General features: G+C 65.8%; 22 protein-coding genes and 1 pseudogene. 14 read left to right on the top strand and 9 right to left on the bottom strand.

What is annotated here, in order from left to right; genetic code table 11:
• The first annotated feature begins 52 nt into the window (after window positions 1–52).
• Entirely contained in the window at window positions 53–583 is a 531-nt protein-coding gene (locus ON20_RS23835) for a hypothetical protein (RefSeq protein WP_040838716.1), read from the top strand.
• A gap of 257 nt (window positions 584–840) precedes the next feature.
• Here the strand turns inward: ON20_RS23835 and ON20_RS41070 are convergent, their stop codons facing one another.
• On the bottom strand, window positions 841–1,017 hold the full coding sequence (locus tag ON20_RS41070; protein ID WP_157228966.1) for a hypothetical protein: 177 nt from the start codon (window positions 1,015–1,017) through the stop codon (window positions 841–843).
• 192 nt (window positions 1,018–1,209) lie between these two features.
• Between ON20_RS41070 and ON20_RS23825 the strand changes: the two genes are divergently transcribed.
• Window positions 1,210–1,500: a hypothetical protein gene (locus ON20_RS23825; protein ID WP_157228965.1), complete on the top strand. Its 291-nt coding sequence runs from the start codon at window positions 1,210–1,212 to the stop codon at window positions 1,498–1,500.
• Here the strand turns inward: ON20_RS23825 and ON20_RS23820 are convergent.
• Window positions 1,487–1,855: a hypothetical protein gene (locus tag ON20_RS23820; RefSeq protein ID WP_040838711.1), complete on the bottom strand. Its 369-nt coding sequence runs from the start codon at window positions 1,853–1,855 to the stop codon at window positions 1,487–1,489. The genes ON20_RS23825 and ON20_RS23820 overlap by 14 nt on opposite strands.
• Before the next feature lie 283 nt (window positions 1,856–2,138).
• On the opposite strand from ON20_RS23820, the gene ON20_RS23815 reads away from it, so the two are divergent.
• The 3 genes from ON20_RS23815 to ON20_RS23805 all read left to right on the top strand — a co-directional run bounded on the left by ON20_RS23815 (window position 2,139) and on the right by ON20_RS23805 (window position 4,196).
• On the top strand, window positions 2,139–3,035 hold the full coding sequence (locus ON20_RS23815; protein WP_040838710.1) for a helix-turn-helix domain-containing protein: 897 nt from the start codon (window positions 2,139–2,141) through the stop codon (window positions 3,033–3,035).
• A complete protein-coding gene (locus ON20_RS23810) occupies window positions 3,032–3,241 on the top strand; it encodes a DUF397 domain-containing protein (protein WP_040838708.1) in 210 nt (69 codons plus the stop codon). Before ON20_RS23815 ends, ON20_RS23810 begins: the two co-directional genes overlap by 4 nt.
• Before the next feature lie 499 nt (window positions 3,242–3,740).
• Window positions 3,741–4,196 carry a helix-turn-helix domain-containing protein gene (locus tag ON20_RS23805; RefSeq protein WP_245547433.1) on the top strand — a complete coding sequence of 152 codons (456 nt, stop codon included), beginning with the start codon at window positions 3,741–3,743 and terminating at the stop codon, window positions 4,194–4,196.
• Window positions 4,197–4,362: 166 nt separating this feature from the next.
• Here the strand turns inward: ON20_RS23805 and ON20_RS39170 are convergent, their stop codons facing one another.
• A complete protein-coding gene (locus ON20_RS39170) occupies window positions 4,363–4,566 on the bottom strand; it encodes a hypothetical protein (protein WP_051163172.1) in 204 nt (67 codons plus the stop codon).
• 6 nt (window positions 4,567–4,572) lie between these two features.
• Here ON20_RS39170 and ON20_RS39165 point away from each other — a divergent pair, with 6 nt between their 5' ends.
• Complete coding sequence (locus ON20_RS39165) at window positions 4,573–4,857, top strand: hypothetical protein (protein ID WP_051163170.1); 285 nt, start codon at window positions 4,573–4,575, stop codon at window positions 4,855–4,857.
• Window positions 4,858–4,947: 90 nt separating this feature from the next.
• On the opposite strand, the gene ON20_RS23795 is transcribed toward ON20_RS39165, so the two are convergent.
• The 5 genes from ON20_RS23795 to ON20_RS23775 form a co-directional block, all read right to left on the bottom strand.
• On the bottom strand, window positions 4,948–5,307 hold the full coding sequence (locus ON20_RS23795; RefSeq protein WP_040838705.1) for a hypothetical protein: 360 nt from the start codon (window positions 5,305–5,307) through the stop codon (window positions 4,948–4,950).
• A gap of 10 nt (window positions 5,308–5,317) precedes the next feature.
• Window positions 5,318–6,808 (bottom strand): ADP-ribosyltransferase family protein, encoded by a 1,491-nt coding sequence (locus ON20_RS23790; RefSeq protein WP_040838704.1) that lies wholly within the window; start codon window positions 6,806–6,808, stop codon window positions 5,318–5,320.
• The gene (locus ON20_RS23785; RefSeq protein WP_040838703.1) at window positions 6,805–7,140 is read right to left on the bottom strand and encodes a WXG100 family type VII secretion target; all 336 of its coding nucleotides are present in this window, start codon (window positions 7,138–7,140) and stop codon (window positions 6,805–6,807) included. The genes ON20_RS23790 and ON20_RS23785 overlap by 4 nt, the downstream gene beginning before the upstream one ends.
• 17 nt (window positions 7,141–7,157) lie before the next feature.
• Entirely contained in the window at window positions 7,158–7,487 is a 330-nt protein-coding gene (locus ON20_RS23780; protein ID WP_040838702.1) for a WXG100 family type VII secretion target, read from the bottom strand.
• A 474-nt stretch (window positions 7,488–7,961) separates the two neighbouring features.
• Complete coding sequence (locus ON20_RS23775; protein ID WP_040838701.1) at window positions 7,962–8,519, bottom strand: TetR/AcrR family transcriptional regulator; 558 nt, start codon at window positions 8,517–8,519, stop codon at window positions 7,962–7,964.
• 39 nt (window positions 8,520–8,558) lie between these two features.
• On the opposite strand from ON20_RS23775, the gene ON20_RS23770 reads away from it, so the two are divergent.
• From ON20_RS23770 to ON20_RS23760, 3 genes are all read left to right on the top strand, one after another.
• Entirely contained in the window at window positions 8,559–9,803 is a 1,245-nt protein-coding gene (locus ON20_RS23770; protein ID WP_040838699.1) for a KasA/KasB family beta-ketoacyl-ACP synthase, read from the top strand.
• 98 nt (window positions 9,804–9,901) lie between these two features.
• Window positions 9,902–10,669, top strand: a complete 768-nt coding sequence (locus tag ON20_RS23765; RefSeq protein ID WP_040838697.1) for an SDR family oxidoreductase — start codon at window positions 9,902–9,904, stop codon at window positions 10,667–10,669.
• Window positions 10,670–10,804: 135 nt separating this feature from the next.
• Complete coding sequence (locus ON20_RS23760; RefSeq protein ID WP_040838943.1) at window positions 10,805–11,350, top strand: pyridoxamine 5'-phosphate oxidase family protein; 546 nt, start codon at window positions 10,805–10,807, stop codon at window positions 11,348–11,350.
• Between the two features lie 250 nt (window positions 11,351–11,600).
• Here the strand turns inward: ON20_RS23760 and thiC are convergent, their stop codons facing one another.
• Window positions 11,601–13,229 carry a phosphomethylpyrimidine synthase ThiC gene (thiC, locus tag ON20_RS23755; RefSeq protein WP_040838696.1) on the bottom strand — a complete coding sequence of 543 codons (1,629 nt, stop codon included), beginning with the start codon at window positions 13,227–13,229 and terminating at the stop codon, window positions 11,601–11,603.
• A 438-nt stretch (window positions 13,230–13,667) separates the two neighbouring features.
• Between thiC and thiD the strand changes: the two genes are divergently transcribed.
• The 5 genes and pseudogenes from thiD to ON20_RS39150 all read left to right on the top strand — a co-directional run bounded on the left by thiD (window position 13,668) and on the right by ON20_RS39150 (window position 18,006).
• A complete protein-coding gene (thiD, locus tag ON20_RS23750) occupies window positions 13,668–14,507 on the top strand; it encodes a bifunctional hydroxymethylpyrimidine kinase/phosphomethylpyrimidine kinase (RefSeq protein ID WP_040838695.1) in 840 nt (279 codons plus the stop codon).
• 358 nt (window positions 14,508–14,865) lie between these two features.
• Entirely contained in the window at window positions 14,866–16,047 is a 1,182-nt protein-coding gene (locus ON20_RS39160) for a metallophosphoesterase family protein (RefSeq protein WP_051163168.1), read from the top strand.
• Window positions 16,044–16,613 carry a 5'-nucleotidase C-terminal domain-containing protein gene (locus ON20_RS39155; RefSeq protein WP_245547431.1) on the top strand — a complete coding sequence of 190 codons (570 nt, stop codon included), beginning with the start codon at window positions 16,044–16,046 and terminating at the stop codon, window positions 16,611–16,613. The genes ON20_RS39160 and ON20_RS39155 overlap by 4 nt, the downstream gene beginning before the upstream one ends.
• Window positions 16,614–16,753: 140 nt before the next feature.
• A complete protein-coding gene (locus tag ON20_RS23740; RefSeq protein WP_040838694.1) occupies window positions 16,754–17,311 on the top strand; it encodes a DUF4158 domain-containing protein in 558 nt (185 codons plus the stop codon).
• Window positions 17,296–18,006, top strand: a pseudogene (locus ON20_RS39150) (Tn3 family transposase). Before ON20_RS23740 ends, ON20_RS39150 begins: the two are co-directional and overlap by 16 nt.
• The last annotated feature ends 417 nt before the right edge of the window (window positions 18,007–18,423 follow it).

Here is an 18,423-nt window from a genome sequence, read left to right as displayed (position 1 = left end):
GACCGCCGTTTCGGTCGATCGATCGCCGGCCGGCCGAGTGCGGGGAGTTGACATGGGACGGTCCCGGGAGATGCTCGGTCCGATGTCACTGGTGTGGACGCTGGGCGTCCCCATAGCGGCGGTGGCGTTCATGGCCGGCGCGCTGAACCTGGGTTCCGCTATCGCCCGGGCGACAGGTTCGGAAGTCGCCATGGCGCTATTCCTCCCAGTGAGCGTGGCGCTGGGTATCGTCGCGTGGATGCTCGTCCTGGCCGTGGCATGGCGGTTACGCCGGACATATCTGCGACGCGTCGGGAATGCGGTGTCCGCGGTGGTGGTCGAGTCCGATCTACGGCGCAAGAGCAATCGGGGACCGTTCGACCTCGACCTGTGGCGGGTACGGGTCGAAGTACGGTTCCCGTATCCGGGAACGGATAGCGAAACCCGCGTGCAGAAGCAATACTTTTACCCTCAGTTCCAGGGGGCGAAGGCACGCGCGCTGGCCGAACAGCTGAGTGCCGACGCCTCGGTTCCCGTCGTAGTCCACAGGAATTCCGCGCTGTTCGACATTCCCAAACGGCCGGTCTGGGCCGATATCTGGTAACCATCACCTATGGCCACCAGCTCGGCGAGTCCAACTCCTCACGCCGGCCACCGACCGACGAAGCGGTACTTCCCGAAGGGGGCAGGCGCCCTATGCCTGTGTCCAACCGCGAAGCGAGAAACCGAACCGTATCCGCTGTTCAAGCCTTTCTCTCGCCGGACCGGCCAACTCGACATTCAACTATGAAACGTGTTCTGGCAGGCCCCGGCAGGTACGAGCCGAGCGAATACAGATGGCGAAGAGGATAAGAAGGTGTCTCATGTGGGGATTTTCTGGTAGCAAATGAGCTCGGCAGCAAGGTCGACAAAGGCTGCGAACAGATGCCTGTGGCATTCGTAGCGGATGACCAATCGTCGGTATCCCGCGAGCCAGGCGAGGGGGCGTTCGATCTTCCAACGGTGGCGCCTGAGCTGGGTGGAGTTGTCGATGCCCACTTGTCGAGATCATCCCTCGCGGTGGTGATGGCTGAAATTGTCGATGGCGGTGACCCGGTCGCCGCGCTCGAGTAGGGCGCGGCACAGGTGCAAGCCGAGGAATCCGGCGCCGGGGACGACGATGTGGTTCCTGGTAGGGCTTTCTGCCGGTACGACCGGCGGGTGGGATCGGGGGTGAGGCAACCGTGCGCGATGAGCGTGGCGAAGGCGGCGCATTTGCGGGGACAGTCGTGGCCGCGGTGGCGGCGCATGGCGTTGTGGGCGTCGTCGATGCTCAACGGCACCCCCGGCAGCGCGCAGGTCCATTCCGTATCGGCGGCGACTGTCGTGGCCCGATGCCGTACCCGTGGCGGCCGCGCGCGGGCGGACGGTTCCAGTGAGTCGGCGGGCCAGGCGCACCCGAGGGCGACCACGGCGAATCCGGACAGGACAACGGTGACGACGATCGTGGACAGTGTGTTCCAGACACTCATATCGAGGTGACCCCCGTTCTTCCCAGCGGTGTACTGGGCTCCCAAACCAGGTGCGGACACACAGTTTCCAGGCGGTATCCGAGGTCGCAGATGAGCCGGGGTTGGTTGTTCACCTGGCCGAGATCGAAGGCGATGATCACCTGGGCGCCGAGTTCGGTCGCAAGAGCGCGGACGTAGGTGAGCGGGTTCGGTTCGTCGACCGGTGGGCGCACCGTATAGAGGTAGCGGTAGCCGGATTCGCGGGCGTGCCGCTGGATTTCGTCAGCGTGACGTGGCGCGTGGTGGGCGGAGAGTTCGAGGCGAACGAACCCGATTGCGATGGGTCCGGTATCCGCCGGCGGCTCATGGGCGTGCGTGTACGGCATTGTTCCTCCAGGAACCAGTGGTAGGCATGCGCTGAACGACGTCCTGCCACGACGCGCGACCGGTGAGGTGCGGTCGTGATGTTCGAGCGAGGTCGGTTGCTCGCTGCCGATGATGTCACCTGAACGCCTGCCCACAGCAGATCATGGGATATACGCTGGTCCAAGCCGAATCGGCCATCTCGAACCAGTTGGGGCGCAGCCCCAGAACGGGTTTCGAATTCAGATTCGGAATCGATTCGATTTCGGGGGTTCCAATGATTCGTTTTCGGATGGAGGGGCAGATATGACCAATGACGAGGGGGCGGAACCATCGACCCTTCCCCGGCGGCAGCTGGGCCGGTTCCTGCGCGAACACCGCGAGGCAATCGGATTGAGCCTGGCGAAGGCCGCCGCGCTGGCGGAGCTGAGCCAGGCGGCGCTACAGCGCATCGAGACCGCGAAGACGAAGAAGGTTCGCACGGTCGACATTCGCGCACTGTGTGACCTGTACGAGGTGTCGCGGGAGGAGACGGTACGCGCGTTGGATCTGGCTGAGCAGGCGAAGGTGACGTCGTGGTACACGGCGTTCGCCGGGCTCTACAGCGATCCGACGTTCAACATGTATGTGGAGCTGTCCGGCTCTGCGCAACAAATGATTTCGTACCAGGAGATCGTGTTCGGTCTCCTCCAGACACCTGATTACGCGCGTGCTTTGATCAGCAGTTTCTATCGGGACGACAGCCCGGAAGATATCGAGCGCAGGGTGGAACTGCGCATGAAACGACAGTCCATCGTGACGCGCAAGGCGGATCCGGTGCGACTCGAACTGCTGTTGCACGAGTCGGCATTGCATCGTGTCGTGGGCGGACCGAGGGTGATGGCACACCAGTTGAGACATCTGGCCGAGATCAGCAAGTTGCCGAACGTCACTTTACGTATCCACCCCTTCGCCGATGGGTGCTCGATGGGACTGTTTCATGGGCCGTTCGTGATTCTCGACTTCGGTGTAGATGGCAAGGGCAGGCCGGCGGAACCGCCACTCGTGTATTTGGAAGGGGCGATGCGGCCTGATCTGTACCTCGAACATGCCGATGACGTTCGGCGCTACCATGAACTTGCTTCGGCTATTCGGAGTACAGCATTGGATGAGACGCAATCGCGAGACCTGTTGAGGCGGGCAGCAAGGAGTTATGCGGCGTGAGCACTGATTTCGCTGGGGCCACATGGTTGAAGAGCAGCCATAGCGGAGGTCGGACCGACTGTGTCGAGGTGGCCTGGTTGCGCGACGGCAGCATCGGAGTCCGTGATTCCAAGGATCCGGTCGGTTCAGCGCTGGTTTTCGCTCCTGAAGCGTGGGCGGCGTTCACCTCCGGTGTCCGGAAGGCCGGCCCGACTCAACCGGCCTGACGCGCTCTGACCGGGGAAGGCTCGAGAACCACCTGGCGCGCACCCTCGCTTGGCGCATCCTTATCGCCATCTCGCTCGTCCCGTGCGGCAGTGGCTTGGAGATCGGATCCACCGCGTCACCCCGGAAAGCGGCGGCGGCCTGACCGCTCACCTCTGCAAGGTCTACGCAACCGCGCCGTGCGCGACCATCGCGAGGGCCAAGGACTCCGCTACGGCAAGCCGGCTGGAATTCCGGTTCGTTATATGTGGCAACCATCAGAAGACAGTCGGCTACCCGCCATGTTCGGTCGATGACGCGGAGGTCCCGGTAGTACGTGTTTCGTCCTCACCCGAAAGGTGGGGCGGAGTTATGTGGCACTTCAGGGCGGATCCACGCCGCTGTCGACCCAATGAGTTGCGCTTATAGCCGATATTTCCTTGCACTTATAAGTGCACAAGGGTTAGGGTAATGGTGCTTACCAGCAGTAATGCCGAGCGCAGAGTCGAAACGAGGACCATTGTGGACACGCTTCAGCGCGATGGGCGGGCCACCGTAGCGGTGAGCCCTCGCGAGCTCGAGCAAGCTCGGGCTGTGCGGGCATTCCTCGCCGGGACCGATGCGTCGTCCGCGGCGGTCACCATCGAGGGCGACGCCCGTCAGGGCCTGACAATCCCTACCGAGCTGACTTCCCTACTGCTGCACCTCCTCGATTTGGTCGGTCGCGGTTGTACCGTTACGGTCGGCGGCGTTCCCAACGAGGTCACCACTACGGTGGCCGCCGGCATGCTCGGTATATCGCGGCCCTCGCTGATGAAACTTGTTCGAGAGGGTGAACTCCCGGCCCACAAGGTGGGTTCGCACACTCGCCTGTACAGCAAGGACGTGCTGGCGTACCGGCGTAACCGGCTGGAACGGCAGAGCAAGGCATTCGATGAGTTGAGAGCCCTCGAGGAAGAGTGGGGTGTCGGCGACTGAGATCGTCGACACCATCTCTCGGCCGGGATGTTGCTCGTACCATTGCGGGCATGGCGGGTGGAGAGTTGACGAAAGTCCTTGTAGACGCGAATATCCTGTACTCGCATACACTTCGGGACTGGATCTGCCTCCTGTACTTACGAGGCGGCTCTGCCATGTTCCAGGTCTACTGGACCGAGGACATCATGGCCGAAACCTCTACCACCGCCGCAAGAGCAATCCGTTCCTGTCCGACGAACAAGTCGGCGGAATACGCCGCGGAATCGCCGAAACACTGGGTGGCGACAGCCTGATCACCGGCTACAGGATCGATAGCACTCTGGAGTATCCCGACGTATTCGATGCTCACGTGCACTGCGCTGCGGTGCATGGAGGAATGGATATCGTGCTGACGGCCAACTGCTCCGATTTCGAAGATCGCGACGACCTGGTCTACGAATTCTACAGCGCCGACGACTTCTTCCAGCTCATAGACGACTCCCATCCACTGCTCGTACGCCAGGTCATGCATGAACAATTGGCCTACTGGGTGCCCCGAAGCGGCAAATCCCTTCCCGAGGCCTTGCGGGAGGCCGGGGCGCATGTGTTCGCCGAGCGTATCCGAAGCTACCTGCAGACCACAGATGTCAACCGCGTGCTCACTCTCGAATCGAGAGGGTGACCTCTATCTGTCGACCCTCCGTCAGCGCCCTGTTTGCTCGGTGAGGCGGCGCGCGGCGCGGTGGTCGGCGCTCGGCTCCGCAGGCCGGGGTCATTGCGCGCCGGGGCTGTCGACCGGACGCATACTCAGATCGAATCGGCGGATACCGTCGTTGTCGTACCAACCGTCGAACCCGCGGCGGGTGTAGACGATGTTCCCGGCGCCGTCATAGAGGTGGTCCGGGAAGCCTTCGGTGCCCATGATGTCGCCACGTTGGCGCCACCGTTCGGCCCGCACGGGATCGAACGGTTCGGGGTTGGCGGCGAGGGCGGCTCTGCGCTCGCGGATTTCGGCATTGAGTTGATCGAATATGGCCTGATTACGGGCATATTCGTCGCTGTTGACGTATTCTTCGGCGCTGGGAATCGGCCTGTTTCCCTTCCCGGTGCGGCCGATGATTCGTTTGAACATGGAGCTTTCCTCAGATCTCGGTCATCTGGATGATGGTTTTTCCGTCCGGGGTCACGATCTTGTTGTGCACCATGAACGGTGTTCCGGATTGGAACAGGACTTCGTCGTCGAGTCCGGAGTGTTCCCCGACGGGCCGTCCGGTCTTGCTCACGATCTGGAATTCGACGTTCTGGGTGTCGGCGAACGCCGAATTGGTGCCTTCCGGTTTGAGGCTGGTCGAGAGGAAACCGTTTTCGGTGACCGGCTTGCCCGGTTCGTAGCGGGCGAGCTGTTCCGTGGACAGGTTCATATGCCGCACGAGGGGGCCCTCATGCGGCGGGATCTTGGCCAATGCCTGATTGAGCGCGTTGACCTGTTGTTGTTCTTCCGGAGTCAATTTCTCCCCCCGGTAGAGCAACTGGTTCAGGGTGGTGCCGTCGGGGCGGCGCGACATCTGCCCCGCCTGTAGGGCTTTCACGTCCTCGGGAGTCAGCGACCAGTTCGACGAGACGGGCCGCATCCCGTTGGGACTCTTCTTGTTGATCATGTCCCAGATCTGTTGCATGCGCTGCTTGTGGGTCGTCCAGTCGGGGACGTCCTTGAACCCACGTCCGAGCCCGCGCGCCTTGAAGATCTGGATGAACGGCCGGATCTTCGGCCCGTACTTCGCGCATAGCGCCGCCAGCCGGGACGCGCCGATCGCGGCGCCGATCGGGCTCGCGGCCCCGAAGGTGATGAACGAGGCGGCCACGGTGACCGCGGCCGTGACCGCGACCTCCACCGCGGAATCGATCACGAACTGGCGCAACAGATCCTCGATCTCCTTGCGCATGGCCTCCAGTTCGTCATGATGCTCGCTGGTGGTGGTGGCCATCGCGCCGAAACCGAGCACCGTTTCTCTCGCGGCGGCGGACAGTGCTTTCAGGTCTTCGTCGATATGGTCCAGTTCGGGTGCGGTGATGGGGGCGAACATTCCCGCGACCCGCTCGATTTCCGCGGCGAGCCCCGCGACCGCCGTGTCGGCTCCGATCTCGCGCCATATCGCCGCTACCGTCCACAGCTTGTCGGTGTCTCCGTCGGGGACGACGATGCCGATTTCCTCCAGCAGCCCGATCGCGCCCTCCACCAGGCCGTTACCGGGCCCGCCGACCGAGGGTAGCGGCGGCCGGCAGCCGACGAGCATCGTCAACGGCGGATAGACCGGTTCGGTCGGTGCCGGACCCGGGGTCATGTTGGCGTTGTGGTCGGCCAGCGCATGCAGCCAACCCAGTTCCAGCAGGACATTGCCGTAACCGTTGACGTTGTTCGCCAGCATTTTGACCTGCATGAGCAGGTCATTGGCTTTGGTGTCGTAGCCGGCCGCCCACGCTTTGGCCTCGTCGTAGGAGCCGGTCATGTTCTCGCCGGTATCGGCGAGCCTGGTCCATCTCGCGTCCACGGCCAGGATGAAATTGTCCGCGGCGGTGATCAGTGCGTTCCCGGCCTGGTTGTAGACGTCGGTATCGACGTCGGCAACCGTCACCGGGGGCTGCCGTTGGGGGCGGGGCCCCGATCGAGCCGTGCCAGGATCGCGGCGAACGCGGTGCTGTAGGAGTCGTGGGCGGTTTTGCTCGCGGCCTCCATTTCTGCCAGCCCGTCGCGCATCTTCTGCGCGCCGTTGGTCCAGGTGGTCATGGCGTCGCGGGCCGCGTCGGCGGTATCACCGGTCCACGGCGCGGTATCGCCGTCACCGTTGTGCAGCCGCTCCATCCGCTGCCGCAGCTGCACCAGCGCGTCCTCGGTGAAGCCGAGCAGGCCGCGCAACTGAATGGTGAGCGCGTCGAGTTGCTCGGTGTCGACATGATACTGAGACATCTGGGAACCGCTTCCGGTCAGAGGTTGAGTGAACTGGGGCGCGGGCCGGTATCGGCGAGGTCGGCGGCCAGGGTCTCGTCCACCGAGGCGAACTCGTCGCCCTGCACACCCAACAGGTCGGCCATGCTCTCCAGGGAGGACAGCAGCATGACCGCGCCGGCACTGGCTTCCCGCCATCCCGATTGGAATGCGGCCGCGGCCGGGCCACCCCAATAGGCCATGCCGTCGATCTCGGCGTCCATCCGACGGAATCCATCGCCCACGGCGGTGGCGATCTGGCGCAGAAACGCACCCGCGTCGGTGAGCGTCGTGGCGTCCACCGTGATCGGGTCTGGTGTCGTCGTCACAGCCCCCCGGCTCTCGTTCTCGTTGTTCGTTGGTCACCGATTCTCACAAACAATCCGACGCGCAGCACGGCGGATCGGTTCCGCCCTGGTGGGATACGCCGGCGGCGCGGTAGATTCCGCATCGGTATGGTCGGCCCCGCGGCCTGTCCGCGGAACTTTAGGGGACCCATGCCGCCGCCGGATGGACCACTCCCGGACCTGGACGAGGCCCGATGCGCCGGTGTGCCGATGGATATCGGGCTCCTCGAATATGAGTGAGACGAGACCGGTTCGCTGTCAAGGGTTTTGGGACGATGATGGCGGAGGCGCCGATGCCGGGTATATCCGGACCGCGGCATGAACCGGCGGAGCCGGTCCCGAGGTTCGAGAAGCGAACCTACGAGGTGTTCCTATCCCGAGCTACCTCCGGATCGCGGATGTCGACCGCGTACTCACTCCCGAATCGGGAGGGCGGTCTCATCTGCCGGACTTCCGTCAACGCACCGCTTGCTCGATGAGGCGGCGCGCGGCGCGGTCCGTACGTTCGGTGTCGCCGGTGACGAGGCGGTCCTGCAATATTCCGCGTAGCCCGGAGACCAGCAGGGTCGCCACCACTTCCGGGTCGTCGACGCCGTCGATTCCGCGCAGCCCCTCGGTGAGTGCGGCGACGAATGCGGTGATGGCGCCCCGTACGTAACCGGCATACGGTGCGTGTGCGGCGCAGGCCGCGCCGAGGACTTGGAGCATCACTTTGACGCTGACGGCACCGGATCCTGTGGTGTTCTCCCGCCAGAATTCCCACAGCCGCTCGCGCAGGCTCTCGGCGTCGGTGATATCCGCGAATACGGCGGCGATATCGGGACGCTGTCCGGTCAGTGCCTGGACCAGGAGTTCTTCCTTGGTTCCGAAGTAGTAGATCAGCATGCGCGAACTGGTGCCGAGCGCGGCGGCCAGCGGGCGCAGGGACAGGTCCGCGAGCCCGTGCTCGGCGATATAGCGCACCACCGCATCCAGTAGTTCGGTGCGTTTGGCGTGGTCGAGAGGGCGGGCCATGGGTTGACTGTAGCGAATGGTACAGGTATTCATGACCCCGTGACTGTAACAACCGCTTCAGAAACCCGGGTAGCTACGCCGGTGGTCGTCACGGCCTACGCGGCCACCACCTCGCTGGCCGACGATATGGACCTGACCTGGTCGCGGCTGCTGGACGGCCACACCGGCATCGCGGCACTCGACGACGATTTCATCGCCGAGTACGACCTGCCGGTACGTATCGGGGGCAAGCTGAAGTCCCATCCGGGCGCGCAACTCACCCGAGTGGAGCAGCGCAGGTATTCGTATGTGGAGCAGTTGGCTCTGGTGCTCGCCCGCCGCGTATGGGCCGAAGCCGGTACGCCGGAGGTGGACGGCGCGCGGCTGGCGGTCTCGATCGGAACCGGTCTCGGCGGTGGCGACGCGCTGGTCGCCGCCGTCGACGCCATGCGCGCGGGCGGTTACCGAAAGGTGTCACCGATGTCGGTGCCGATGGTCATGCCCAACGGGCCAGCCGCGGCCGTCAGCCTCGAAATCGGCGCCAAGGCAGGCGCTTTCGCACCGGTATCGGCCTGTTCTTCAGGGACCGAGGCAATCGCGCAGGCGTGGCGGCTGATCGCCACCGGCGAAGCCGAGGTGGTCGTGGCGGGCGGGGTCGAGGGGCATATCGACGCGGTCCCGATCGCGAGTTTCGCCATGATGCGCGCCATGAGCACCCGTAACGCCGAACCCGAGCGTGCCTCGCGCCCCTTCGACCGCGACCGGGACGGTTTCGTCTTCGGTGAGGCCGGCGCCCTACTGGTACTCGAATCCGAACGGCACGCCCGCGCCCGCGGCGCCCGCGTCCACGCCCGGGTGCTCGGCGCCGGTATCACCTCCGACGCCCACCACATCGTCGCCTCCGATCCGGCGGGCGAGGGCGCGGCCCGGGCCATGCGCAATGCGATCGCTACCGCGGGCCTCACCCTCGCCGATATCGGGCATGTGAACGCCCACGCCACTTCCACTTCCATCGGCGACGCCTCGGAAGCGGCCGCCATCACCGCCGTCACCCCCGACGCCTCGGTGTACGCCCCCAAATCCGCGCTCGGCCACTCCATCGGCGCCGTCGGCGCCCTGGAAACCATCCTCACCGCGCTCACCCTGCGCGACCAGGTCGTCCCACCCACTCTCAACCTCGAGCACCCCGATGTGGACCTCGACATCGTCCACGGCACGGCCCGCCCCCAGCGTGTCGACTACGCCCTCACCAATTCGTTCGGCTTCGGCGGGCACAATGTGACATTGGCCCTGGGGCGAGCGTGAAACACGCCGTCCCGGCGGCGGGTCTCCCCACACCGATGTCACAACCGTTGTAGCTGCGTCGTCTTCCTGATGAAGAGTTCGGAACGAGGAGGTAGGTAATGCGGATCGCGGTACTGGGGGCGAGCGGGCGGATCGGCCGCGAGGTGGCCGATGTGCTGAAGAACCAGGGGCACGAGGTCGTCGAGATCACCCGGTCGGCCGGCGTCGACGCCTACACCGGTGACGGTCTGGCCGCGGCGCTGACCGGGACACAGATCGTTGTGGACGCGACCAGCACCGAGACCACCGAGACCGCCGCGGTCACCGACTTCTTCCACACCATCGCCCGAAACGTCGGGCGTGCGGCGGCCGACGCCGGCGTGCGGTGGATCGCGGTGGTGTCGATCATCGGTATCGATGCGTTCACGGCCGGTCACTACGCCGGCAAACTCGCCCAGGAGCGGACCTACCGCGAAGGGCCGGTGCCGGTGCGGATTCTGCGCGCTGCCCAATTCCACGAATTCACCGAAATGATGCTCGACTGGACCACCCGCGGCGACACCGCCTACGTCCCGCGCGTGCGCACCCGCCTCGTCGCCGCCCGCACCGTCGCCGAAGAGCTGGCGAAGCTGGCCCTGGCCGATACGGCTCCCGAGTTGGTCGAGATCGCCGGTCCGCGGGAACTGAACCTCGCCGCCGCCACCGCACAACTGGCCGCGCGCCGCGGCGCCCCGGCGCGGGTCGAGGAAGTCGTCGACGCCACCGACCCCAACAGCGAAGTCCAGGCGGCGGGAGCCCTTCTCCCCGGTCCCGACGCCATCATCGCCGGTCCCACCTTCGACGCCTGGCTCGACCAGCACTACCCGGCGGATGGCGCCGGCAGCTGAAACGCGCTGTTCACCGACCCGTGCGGCGGCGTGGCGAGGATGCGGCCAAGAGGAGGGAACCATCGAGGCGCCGGCGGTAGCTCGACCGGTCGTGGCGTCCGATGAGTTTGCGGTGGTCGTCCGGTCTCCATGGACATGGAAACGACGAACCTCGCCACCCTCTACGATCTGCCCGCACTGGACTGGGCCGATATCCGGGCACGGCTCGAAGACGGCCTGCCTCAGGCGCCCGGCGCAGGCGGTCCGGGACGACACACCTGCTGGTTGTGCACGATCAACTCGGACGGCAGCCCACATATGACCGGGATCGGCGCGCTATGGGTCGACGGTGCCTTCTGGTTCGAAACCGGCGAGGGCACGCGGAAAGGGCGCAGCCTGGCTCGTGATGCCCGCTGCTCGCTCAGCGTCGCCACGCACGAGTTCGATCTCGTCGTCGAAGGCACGGCCACGCGGATCACCGATCCGGCGACGGTCGCCGATATGGCCGCCCGCTGGGCCGCCGGCGGCTGGCCGGCGCGGGTGGACGAGACGGGCCGAGCGCTCACCGCCGAGTTCAGCGCCCCCTCCGCGGGCCCGCCGCCGTGGCACGTGTACCGCATCACCCCGTACACCGCGACGGCCCTGGCCACCGTCGATCCGGGAGGGGCGACCCGCTGGCGGTTCGACAATGGGGTCGAGTGAAGCCTCACGACGAACCGTGTACGGGCCAGGGCGTGCGCACACGTCCCACCGTCGCCACCAACCCGGTTCATCGTCGGTGAACCGGTGCGTCCGGTATTCGAGGAAGATGCCCGAATGATGCGTCGACGGCCGAATGTGTCAACCGGCCTCTCGACCTTGCGCCGGCTCCGTAATTCGGGGAGCCACAGGTGGTCCCACTGTGGCTCCCCGAATCAACGGCATGTTCACCGAGGCCGATCCGCCTCAGCGGCTACGACACGACGGGCAGGTACACCTGCCCTCCTGATCGGGTGAACTCCGCCGACTTCTCCGCCATCCCTGCTTCGATGGCATCCACATCCGTCAACCGATGCTTCTCCGCGTACTCGCGCACATCCGCCGAGATCCGCATGGAGCAGAACTTCGGACCGCACATCGAGCAGAAGTGCGCGGTCTTCGCCGGTTCCGCGGGCAGCGTCTCGTCGTGGTACTCGCGCGCGGTATCCGGATCGAGGGAGAGGGCGAACTGGTCGCGCCAGCGGAATTCGAAACGCGCCTTGGACAATTCGTCGTCACGGCGCTGGGCGTGCGGATGTCCCTTGGCCAGGTCGGCGGCGTGGGCGGCGATCTTGTAGGTGATCACACCGGTTTTCACGTCGTCGCGGTTGGGCAGGCCGAGGTGTTCCTTCGGGGTGACATAGCACAGCATCGCGGTGCCGGCCTGGGCGATGATGGCCGCGCCGATGGCCGAGGTGATGTGGTCGTAGGCGGGTGCGATATCGGTGGCCAGCGGGCCGAGGGTGTAGAACGGTGCTTCCTCGCACAGTTCCTCCTCCAACCGCACGTTTTCCACGATCTTGTGCATGGGCACGTGGCCGGGGCCTTCGATCATCACCTGCACGCCATGGGATTTCGCGATCTTCGTCAATTCGCCGAGGGTGCGCAGTTCGGCGAACTGGGCCTCGTCATTGGCATCGGCGATGGAGCCCGGGCGCAGGCCGTCGCCGAGGGAGAAGGTGACGTCGTAGCGGGCCAGGATCTCACACAGTTCCTCGAAATGGGTGTAGAGGAACGATTCCTTGTGGTGGGCCAGGCACCAGGCGGCCATGATGGAACCGCCGCGGGAGACGATGCCGGTGACGCGTTTGGCGGTGAGCGGCACATACCGCAGCAGCACACCCGCGTGCACGGTCATATAGTCCACGCCCTGTTCGCACTGCTCGATCACCGTATCGCGGTAGATCTCCCAGGTGAGCTCGGTCGGGTCGCCGTTCACCTTCTCCAGCGCCTGGTAGATCGGCACCGTACCGACCGGGACCGGAGAGTTGCGCAGAATCCACTCCCGGGTTTCGTGGATGTTCTTGCCGGTGGACAGGTCCATGATGGTGTCCGCACCCCAACGGGTCGCCCACACCATCTTCTCCACTTCCTCCGCGATGGAGGACGAGACCGCCGAATTGCCGATATTGGCGTTGATCTTCACCAGGAACTTCTTGCCGATGATGGTCGGCTCCAGCTCCGGGTGTTTGTGGTTGGCCGGGATCACGGCGCGGCCGGCCGCGACCTCCGCGCGCACCAGTTCGGCGTCCATCCCTTCCCGGGCGGCGATGAACCGCATCTCCGGGGTGATGACACCCGCTCGCGCCCAGGCGAGCTGGGTGCGGGGCCCCTCGATATCCGGCTTGGTCCAGCCGTCGCGCAGCTTCGGCAGACCGGCCTCCAGGTCGATGGTCGCCGTCTCGTCGGTATACGGGCCCGAGGTGTCGTAGACATCGAAGTGCTCACCGTTGGTGAGGTTGATCCGGCGCACCGGAATACGCAGGCCGTCCACCTCGCGATAGTGCTTGACACTGCCCTCGATCGGTCCCGTGGTGACGGTGTCGACGGGTGCGGTCGTCATATTTCCTCCCTACGCCGGCATTACCCGGTCAGGTTCATACGGTCGACGGCCCTGATCCGCCCGTGGAATGGGCTAGCCGTCCTCTCAGCCCGCTGGTGCGAGCCCCCGTTGGCATGTGAATTTTTCCGCAGCCGACCATACCCGCCCATCCTCCGACCCGCCCGGGTATGGGCGAATCGGCCGCGTGTCCGGTCCGGACGCGACCGATACGGTTGCGCTGACCCGGTACCGGTCGCCGTATCGGAGGTGAACCGGTACCGTGCGCTCTTCCCGCACAGCAATCGGCCGATGCGGACGCGGTCCGGCCGGCCGGTCGCGCGCCCCGGGAACCGACCGGCTCACGCTGTCCGGACCCGGTATTGGCGGCCTTTCCGTAGCGCCGACAGGAAGTGTGACCTGCGCGCCCGCGGCAGTACGACGAACACGTAGTGTTACGCCGTGAAGTTCCTGCCGTTACCGCCCGCCGGCCGGACACCGGTGCGGGCGCTCACCATTGCCGGGACCGACTCCGGGGGCGGGGCCGGTATCCAGGCCGATACCCGAACCATGGCACTGTGCGGAGTGCACGCGCTGGTGGCGGTGGCCGCGGTAACCGTGCAGAACACGGTCGGAGTGTCCGGTTTCCACGAGATCCCGCCGCAGACGGTGGCGGATCAGGTCCGTGCGGTCGTAGGCGATATCGGCGTGGGGGCGGCCAAGACCGGCATGCTGGCCTCGACCGCGATCATCGAGGCCGTCGCGGATGTGTGCCGGGAGGTCGGGATAGGCCGGGACGGAGAGATGCCGCTGGTGGTGGATCCGGTCGCGGCCTCCATGCACGGGGATCCGCTATTGCACGCCGAGGCGCTCGATGCGCTCCGGTACACCCTGTTCCCCCTGGCCACGATCGTCACCCCGAATCTCGACGAGGTACGGCTGCTCACCGGGGTCGAGGTCACCGACGACGCGTCCGCGCGGCAGGCCGCCGAGGCGTTGCACGCGTTGGGTCCGCGATGGGTGGTGGTCAAGGGCGGGCATCTACGGTCCTCGCCCACCAGCACCGATCTGCTGTTCGACGGGGAGCGTTTCCTGGAGTTCGGCGCGGCGCGGATCGAGACCGGCAACGATCACGGCGGCGGTGACACGCTGGCCGCCGCCCTGGCGTGCGCGCTGGCCCATGGATACTCGGTGCCGGATGCCTTCGAGTTCGCCAAGGAGTGGACTCGTCGCTGTCTGGAAGCCTCCTATGACCTGGGGAAAGGCCACGGTCCGGTATCTCCGCTGTGGCGTCTTTCCTAGCCGGTTTTCTGTCGGTGGCAAGGGGCATACTGGCCATGTCGCGAACACCACCGACCGCAACGGCGCGGCAGGTGAGAACAACGAGGTTCGCGTGAACGCGACAGCTCACCGTGTCGGATGGGCGGCCGAGGCGCACCCGAGTGGAATGCCGGTCCACCTCCTCCGACGCCGAGATCGGACCGTTGTGGTGGCGTTCCGGACGAGATGAGGGGATGGCTATGGGAGTACCGCACCGATAACGAAACGTACGGCAGTTGCCGTGGGCCCGTACCGAGACGGGTAGGTTCCCAGGAACCTCACACTCTGCTCGGAGGTCTACGCCGGCCACGCATCCGAACGTGGTCCTATAACCGATATCGTGGCCGTCGCCGACACGGCGAAACTCCCGGAAACCCCATCGGCGCCACCGGTGCCGGATGTGGTCGTTCCCGTCTACAACGAGGAAGCGGACCTCGGTGTCCGTGTGCGTCGGCTGCACGAATACCTAGTACGGCGAGCGTTCGCGTGTGACCGGACCGACCGAAGCGGCGAGACTCATCGGTTCCTGGCGAAAGGGGAGGAATTCACCATCGTGTCGCCCACCGGCCGTTCCGCTCTGCCAGAGTCGGAAGGTATGAGTCCTGTGCGCCGGGCGGTCGGGGGATGCGCCGTACTGCTGAGTCTCGTGTTGGTCGCCGGATGCTCCGACGCGGCCGAGACGCCGCCCGGTGGAATACCGCTGATGTCCACCGACGATCTGCCCGTCGCCGAACCGGGCGAGGTGCATCTGTTCGGTTTCAACGATCTGCACGGTCATCTGCGGCCGCCGGAGGCGAGCAACGGGCTGATCGCGGACCATACCGCGGGTGGTGGCGGTTATCTGGCCGCCCACCTGGACCGGTTGCGTGAGGCGTACCCGGACAGTGCGGTGCTGTCGGCCGGCGACAATATCGGCGCGAGCCCGCTGGTGTCGTCGCTGTTTCACGATGAACCGACGATCGATTTCCTGAACGAGGTCGGGGTGGCCGCATCCGCGGTGGGCAACCACGAACTCGACCACGGTGTCCTGGAATTGGCGCGGCTGCGGCAGGGCGGATGCGCGCTCGACGGTTGTTCGCCGGGCGCGCCGTTCACCGGAGCCGACTTCCCGTTCCTGGCCGCCAACCTGACCGACGCCGAGGGTGGCCTGGTGCCCGGGGTGCGGGCCTGGACGATGCTGGAAGTGGGCGGGCACAGGATCGGGGTGGTCGGGACCGTCACCCCGGAGACCGAGCATCTGGTGTTTCCCGAGGGGATCCGCGGCTATACCTTCGGCGATCAGATCGAGGCCGTCAACAGGTATGTGCCCGATATGCGGAAGGCGGGTGCCGAAACCGTGGTGGCGCTGGTCCACGACGGCGGTGGGCAGCGGACGCCGGCGGCGTCCACCGACTACAACGGCTGCGCCGAGATCACCCCGGACATCCCCGAACTGGCCCGCCGCACCGATCCGATGGTGCGTACCATCCTCACCGGCCACAGCCGTCAAGCGTATGTGTCTCCATCGACGGCAAGGTGGTGACACAGGCCGGTTCCTACGGCCGGCTGATCACCGACATCACCTTGCGCTTCGGCGCCGGCGACGTCACCGTCTCCGCGGTGAACCGGGTGGTGACCCGTGATGTCGACACCGATCCCGAGGTCAATCGCATGGTCGACTTCTTCGCCGCACAGGCCGCGCCGCGCGCCGAGCGGGTGGTCGGCGCGGCCGCCGCGCCGCTGCCCCGTGCCGTGCGCGAGTCCGGTGAATCCCCACTCGGCGACGTCATCGCCGACGCCATGCTCGATGTCACCGACGAACCCGCGCAGTCGGTGACGGCGTTCGTTAATCCCGGTGGGGTGCGCGCCGATATCGGGCCCGGTCCCATCACCTTCGGCGCCATCTACGAGGCGCAGCCGTTCGGCAACCAGGTCGTCACTGTCACCCTGACGGGCAGCCGGATCCTGGACCTGCTGGAACAGCAGTGGGACAACCCGAGCAAACCGACGGTGCTGTCGGTGGCCGGTATCACGGGTCCGGGTAGTAATCGGCCAGGATTGAACGCTAAGCGCATTCATGCTGGTCAGAGTCCTGGTGCTGGTGGTTGATCACGCTTGGGGTGTGTGGCCTAGAGTCTTGGCCTAGGGTGGCGGCTCGTGTCGCATGAGTACTTGTCCGAGCGGCAGACTCTCCGGTATCGGTGTTTCGTGGAGGATCTGTCGCCGGGTGAGCTGGAGTTGTTTTCCGGATGGACTCCGCGACGGCGGAGTACGCGAGGGCGAAGCGCCGGCCGCACAACAAGGTGGGGTGGGCGGTGCAGTGGGGGACAGTACGGATGCTCGGCACGTTCTTGCCCACGCCGGCTGAGGTGCCCGATGTAGTCGCGGAGTTCATGGCCGAGCAGGTCGGGGTGGACGACCCGGCATGTGTGAAGCTGTACCCGGACCGGTTGCCGACCCAGCATGAACACGCCCGCGAGATCCAGGAATGGCTGGGCTACAAGGATTTCTGGGCTGCGGAGATAGGGCTGCGGTCTTTTGTGGCCTCGCGGGTGTGGAACTCGGTGGAGTCGCGGCGGGCGTTGTTCGACCGGGCGGTGGTGTGGTTTGTGCGGCAGCGGGTGTTGCTGTCGGGGATCTCGGTGCTGTCCCGGCTGGTCACCGAGGTGCGCTCGGGCGAGTACAACCGGATCCATGCCCTGGTCGCCGACGCCGCGGACGACGGTCTGCGGGCGGCGTTGGAGACCCTGCTGGAGGTACCCGACGGCGGGCATGTCTCGGGCTGGAGGCCATGCGGACTCCGGTAACGTCGATCAGCGGGCAGGGGATGCGGGACGCACTGGAGCGGGTGGCCGAGGTGCGGGTACTGAAGACCGGCGAGGTGGACCTGGCGCGGATCCCGCCGGTGAAGCTGGCAGAGCTGGGCCGACACACCGTCCGGCCCGACGTCACCCGCAGGGAGTGGGATGCCATACTCCGGGTCGCCGGTTCTCTGACGACGGGGAAGGGCCGGGCCTACGACCTGATCCGGATGATGTCCGCCGACGGCCGTCACACCAGCCTGGGTGAGGCGTTCGCGCATTACGGCCGCATCTTCAAGACCCTGCACGTCCTGCAATTCCTCCACGACGAGTCGTAGCGGCGGGCGATCAACACGCAGCTCAACCTGACCGAGGCCCGCCACGCCCTGGCCCGGCGGATCTTCTTCGGCAACCTCGGCGAGCTGCAGCAGAAGTACGTGACCGGCATGGAGGACCAATTGGGGGCGTTGGGATTGGGTCTCAACTGTGTGGCGTGGTGGAACTCTCTGTATATCGATGCCGCCGTCCATCGTCTGGAGGCCGACGGCATGGTGATCGCACCCGAGGTCAAAGCGCGGATCCACCCGCTGATGTTCGACCACATCAACTTCAACGGTCGCTACCCCATCATCCGACCCGATCTGGGTGGCGGGGGCCTGCGGCCCCTGCGCGAGCCCGGGGCTGACGCAGAAGACGGTTGAGGGGCAGAGCCGGGCGCAGAGGTCAGATAATGACGTATTATCCGACAACATCTGGTGGCGCTCCTGGAGAAACGCACCGCCGGACCACACCCCTTCCCGCCTGTTATCTGACAATCGAGGAGTCGGCTCGATGACCTCCACCCGGCATCTCGCTTCCGTCGCCGAGGCGGGCCGGATGGCGACGGCCGCGGCGCTGGCGCAGTACCTGCGGTGGCCGGCCGGGCACCGCGGGAAGTCGGGCCGGATCACCTCGCCGGAAGCGGTGCGCGCCTACACCTCTGCTCTGCCGCGGGCGTTCGCGGGGATCGGCGATGTCGCCGAACTCGACAATGAGTCCGGTAGGGCGCGGCTGCACCGCAACATCCGCACAGCGTGGAGCGCGAAGGTACCGGCGACGTTCAACGCCAAGCGCGCCGC

This window comes from Nocardia brevicatena NBRC 12119, assembly GCF_000308495.1.
Classification (GTDB): domain Bacteria; phylum Actinomycetota; class Actinomycetes; order Mycobacteriales; family Mycobacteriaceae; genus Nocardia; species Nocardia brevicatena.
This window is presented reverse-complemented; position numbering and strand designations above follow the sequence as displayed.

What these genes read in the sequence shown, in the direction of transcription:
- ON20_RS23760 (WP_040838943.1), top strand. Translation starts at nt 10,805, where the DNA reads ATGGAAACGACGAACCTCGCCACCCTCTACGATCTGCCCGCACTGGAC.
- ON20_RS23835 (WP_040838716.1), top strand. Translation starts at nt 53, where the DNA reads ATGGGACGGTCCCGGGAGATGCTCGGTCCGATGTCACTGGTGTGGACG.
- ON20_RS23740 (WP_040838694.1), top strand. Translation starts at nt 16,754, where the DNA reads ATGGACTCCGCGACGGCGGAGTACGCGAGGGCGAAGCGCCGGCCGCAC.
- ON20_RS23775 (WP_040838701.1), bottom strand. Translation starts at nt 8,519, where the DNA reads ATGGCCCGCCCTCTCGACCACGCCAAACGCACCGAACTACTGGATGCG.
- ON20_RS23815 (WP_040838710.1), top strand. Translation starts at nt 2,139, where the DNA reads ATGACCAATGACGAGGGGGCGGAACCATCGACCCTTCCCCGGCGGCAG.
- ON20_RS39170 (WP_051163172.1), bottom strand. Translation starts at nt 4,566, where the DNA reads ATGCACCGCAGCGCAGTGCACGTGAGCATCGAATACGTCGGGATACTC.
- ON20_RS23785 (WP_040838703.1), bottom strand. Translation starts at nt 7,140, where the DNA reads ATGTCTCAGTATCATGTCGACACCGAGCAACTCGACGCGCTCACCATT.
- thiC (WP_040838696.1), bottom strand. Translation starts at nt 13,229, where the DNA reads ATGACGACCGCACCCGTCGACACCGTCACCACGGGACCGATCGAGGGC.
- ON20_RS23825 (WP_157228965.1), top strand. Translation starts at nt 1,210, where the DNA reads ATGAGCGTGGCGAAGGCGGCGCATTTGCGGGGACAGTCGTGGCCGCGG.
- ON20_RS23820 (WP_040838711.1), bottom strand. Translation starts at nt 1,855, where the DNA reads ATGCCGTACACGCACGCCCATGAGCCGCCGGCGGATACCGGACCCATC.
- ON20_RS39165 (WP_051163170.1), top strand. Translation starts at nt 4,573, where the DNA reads ATGGATATCGTGCTGACGGCCAACTGCTCCGATTTCGAAGATCGCGAC.
- ON20_RS23795 (WP_040838705.1), bottom strand. Translation starts at nt 5,307, where the DNA reads ATGTTCAAACGAATCATCGGCCGCACCGGGAAGGGAAACAGGCCGATT.
- ON20_RS23765 (WP_040838697.1), top strand. Translation starts at nt 9,902, where the DNA reads ATGCGGATCGCGGTACTGGGGGCGAGCGGGCGGATCGGCCGCGAGGTG.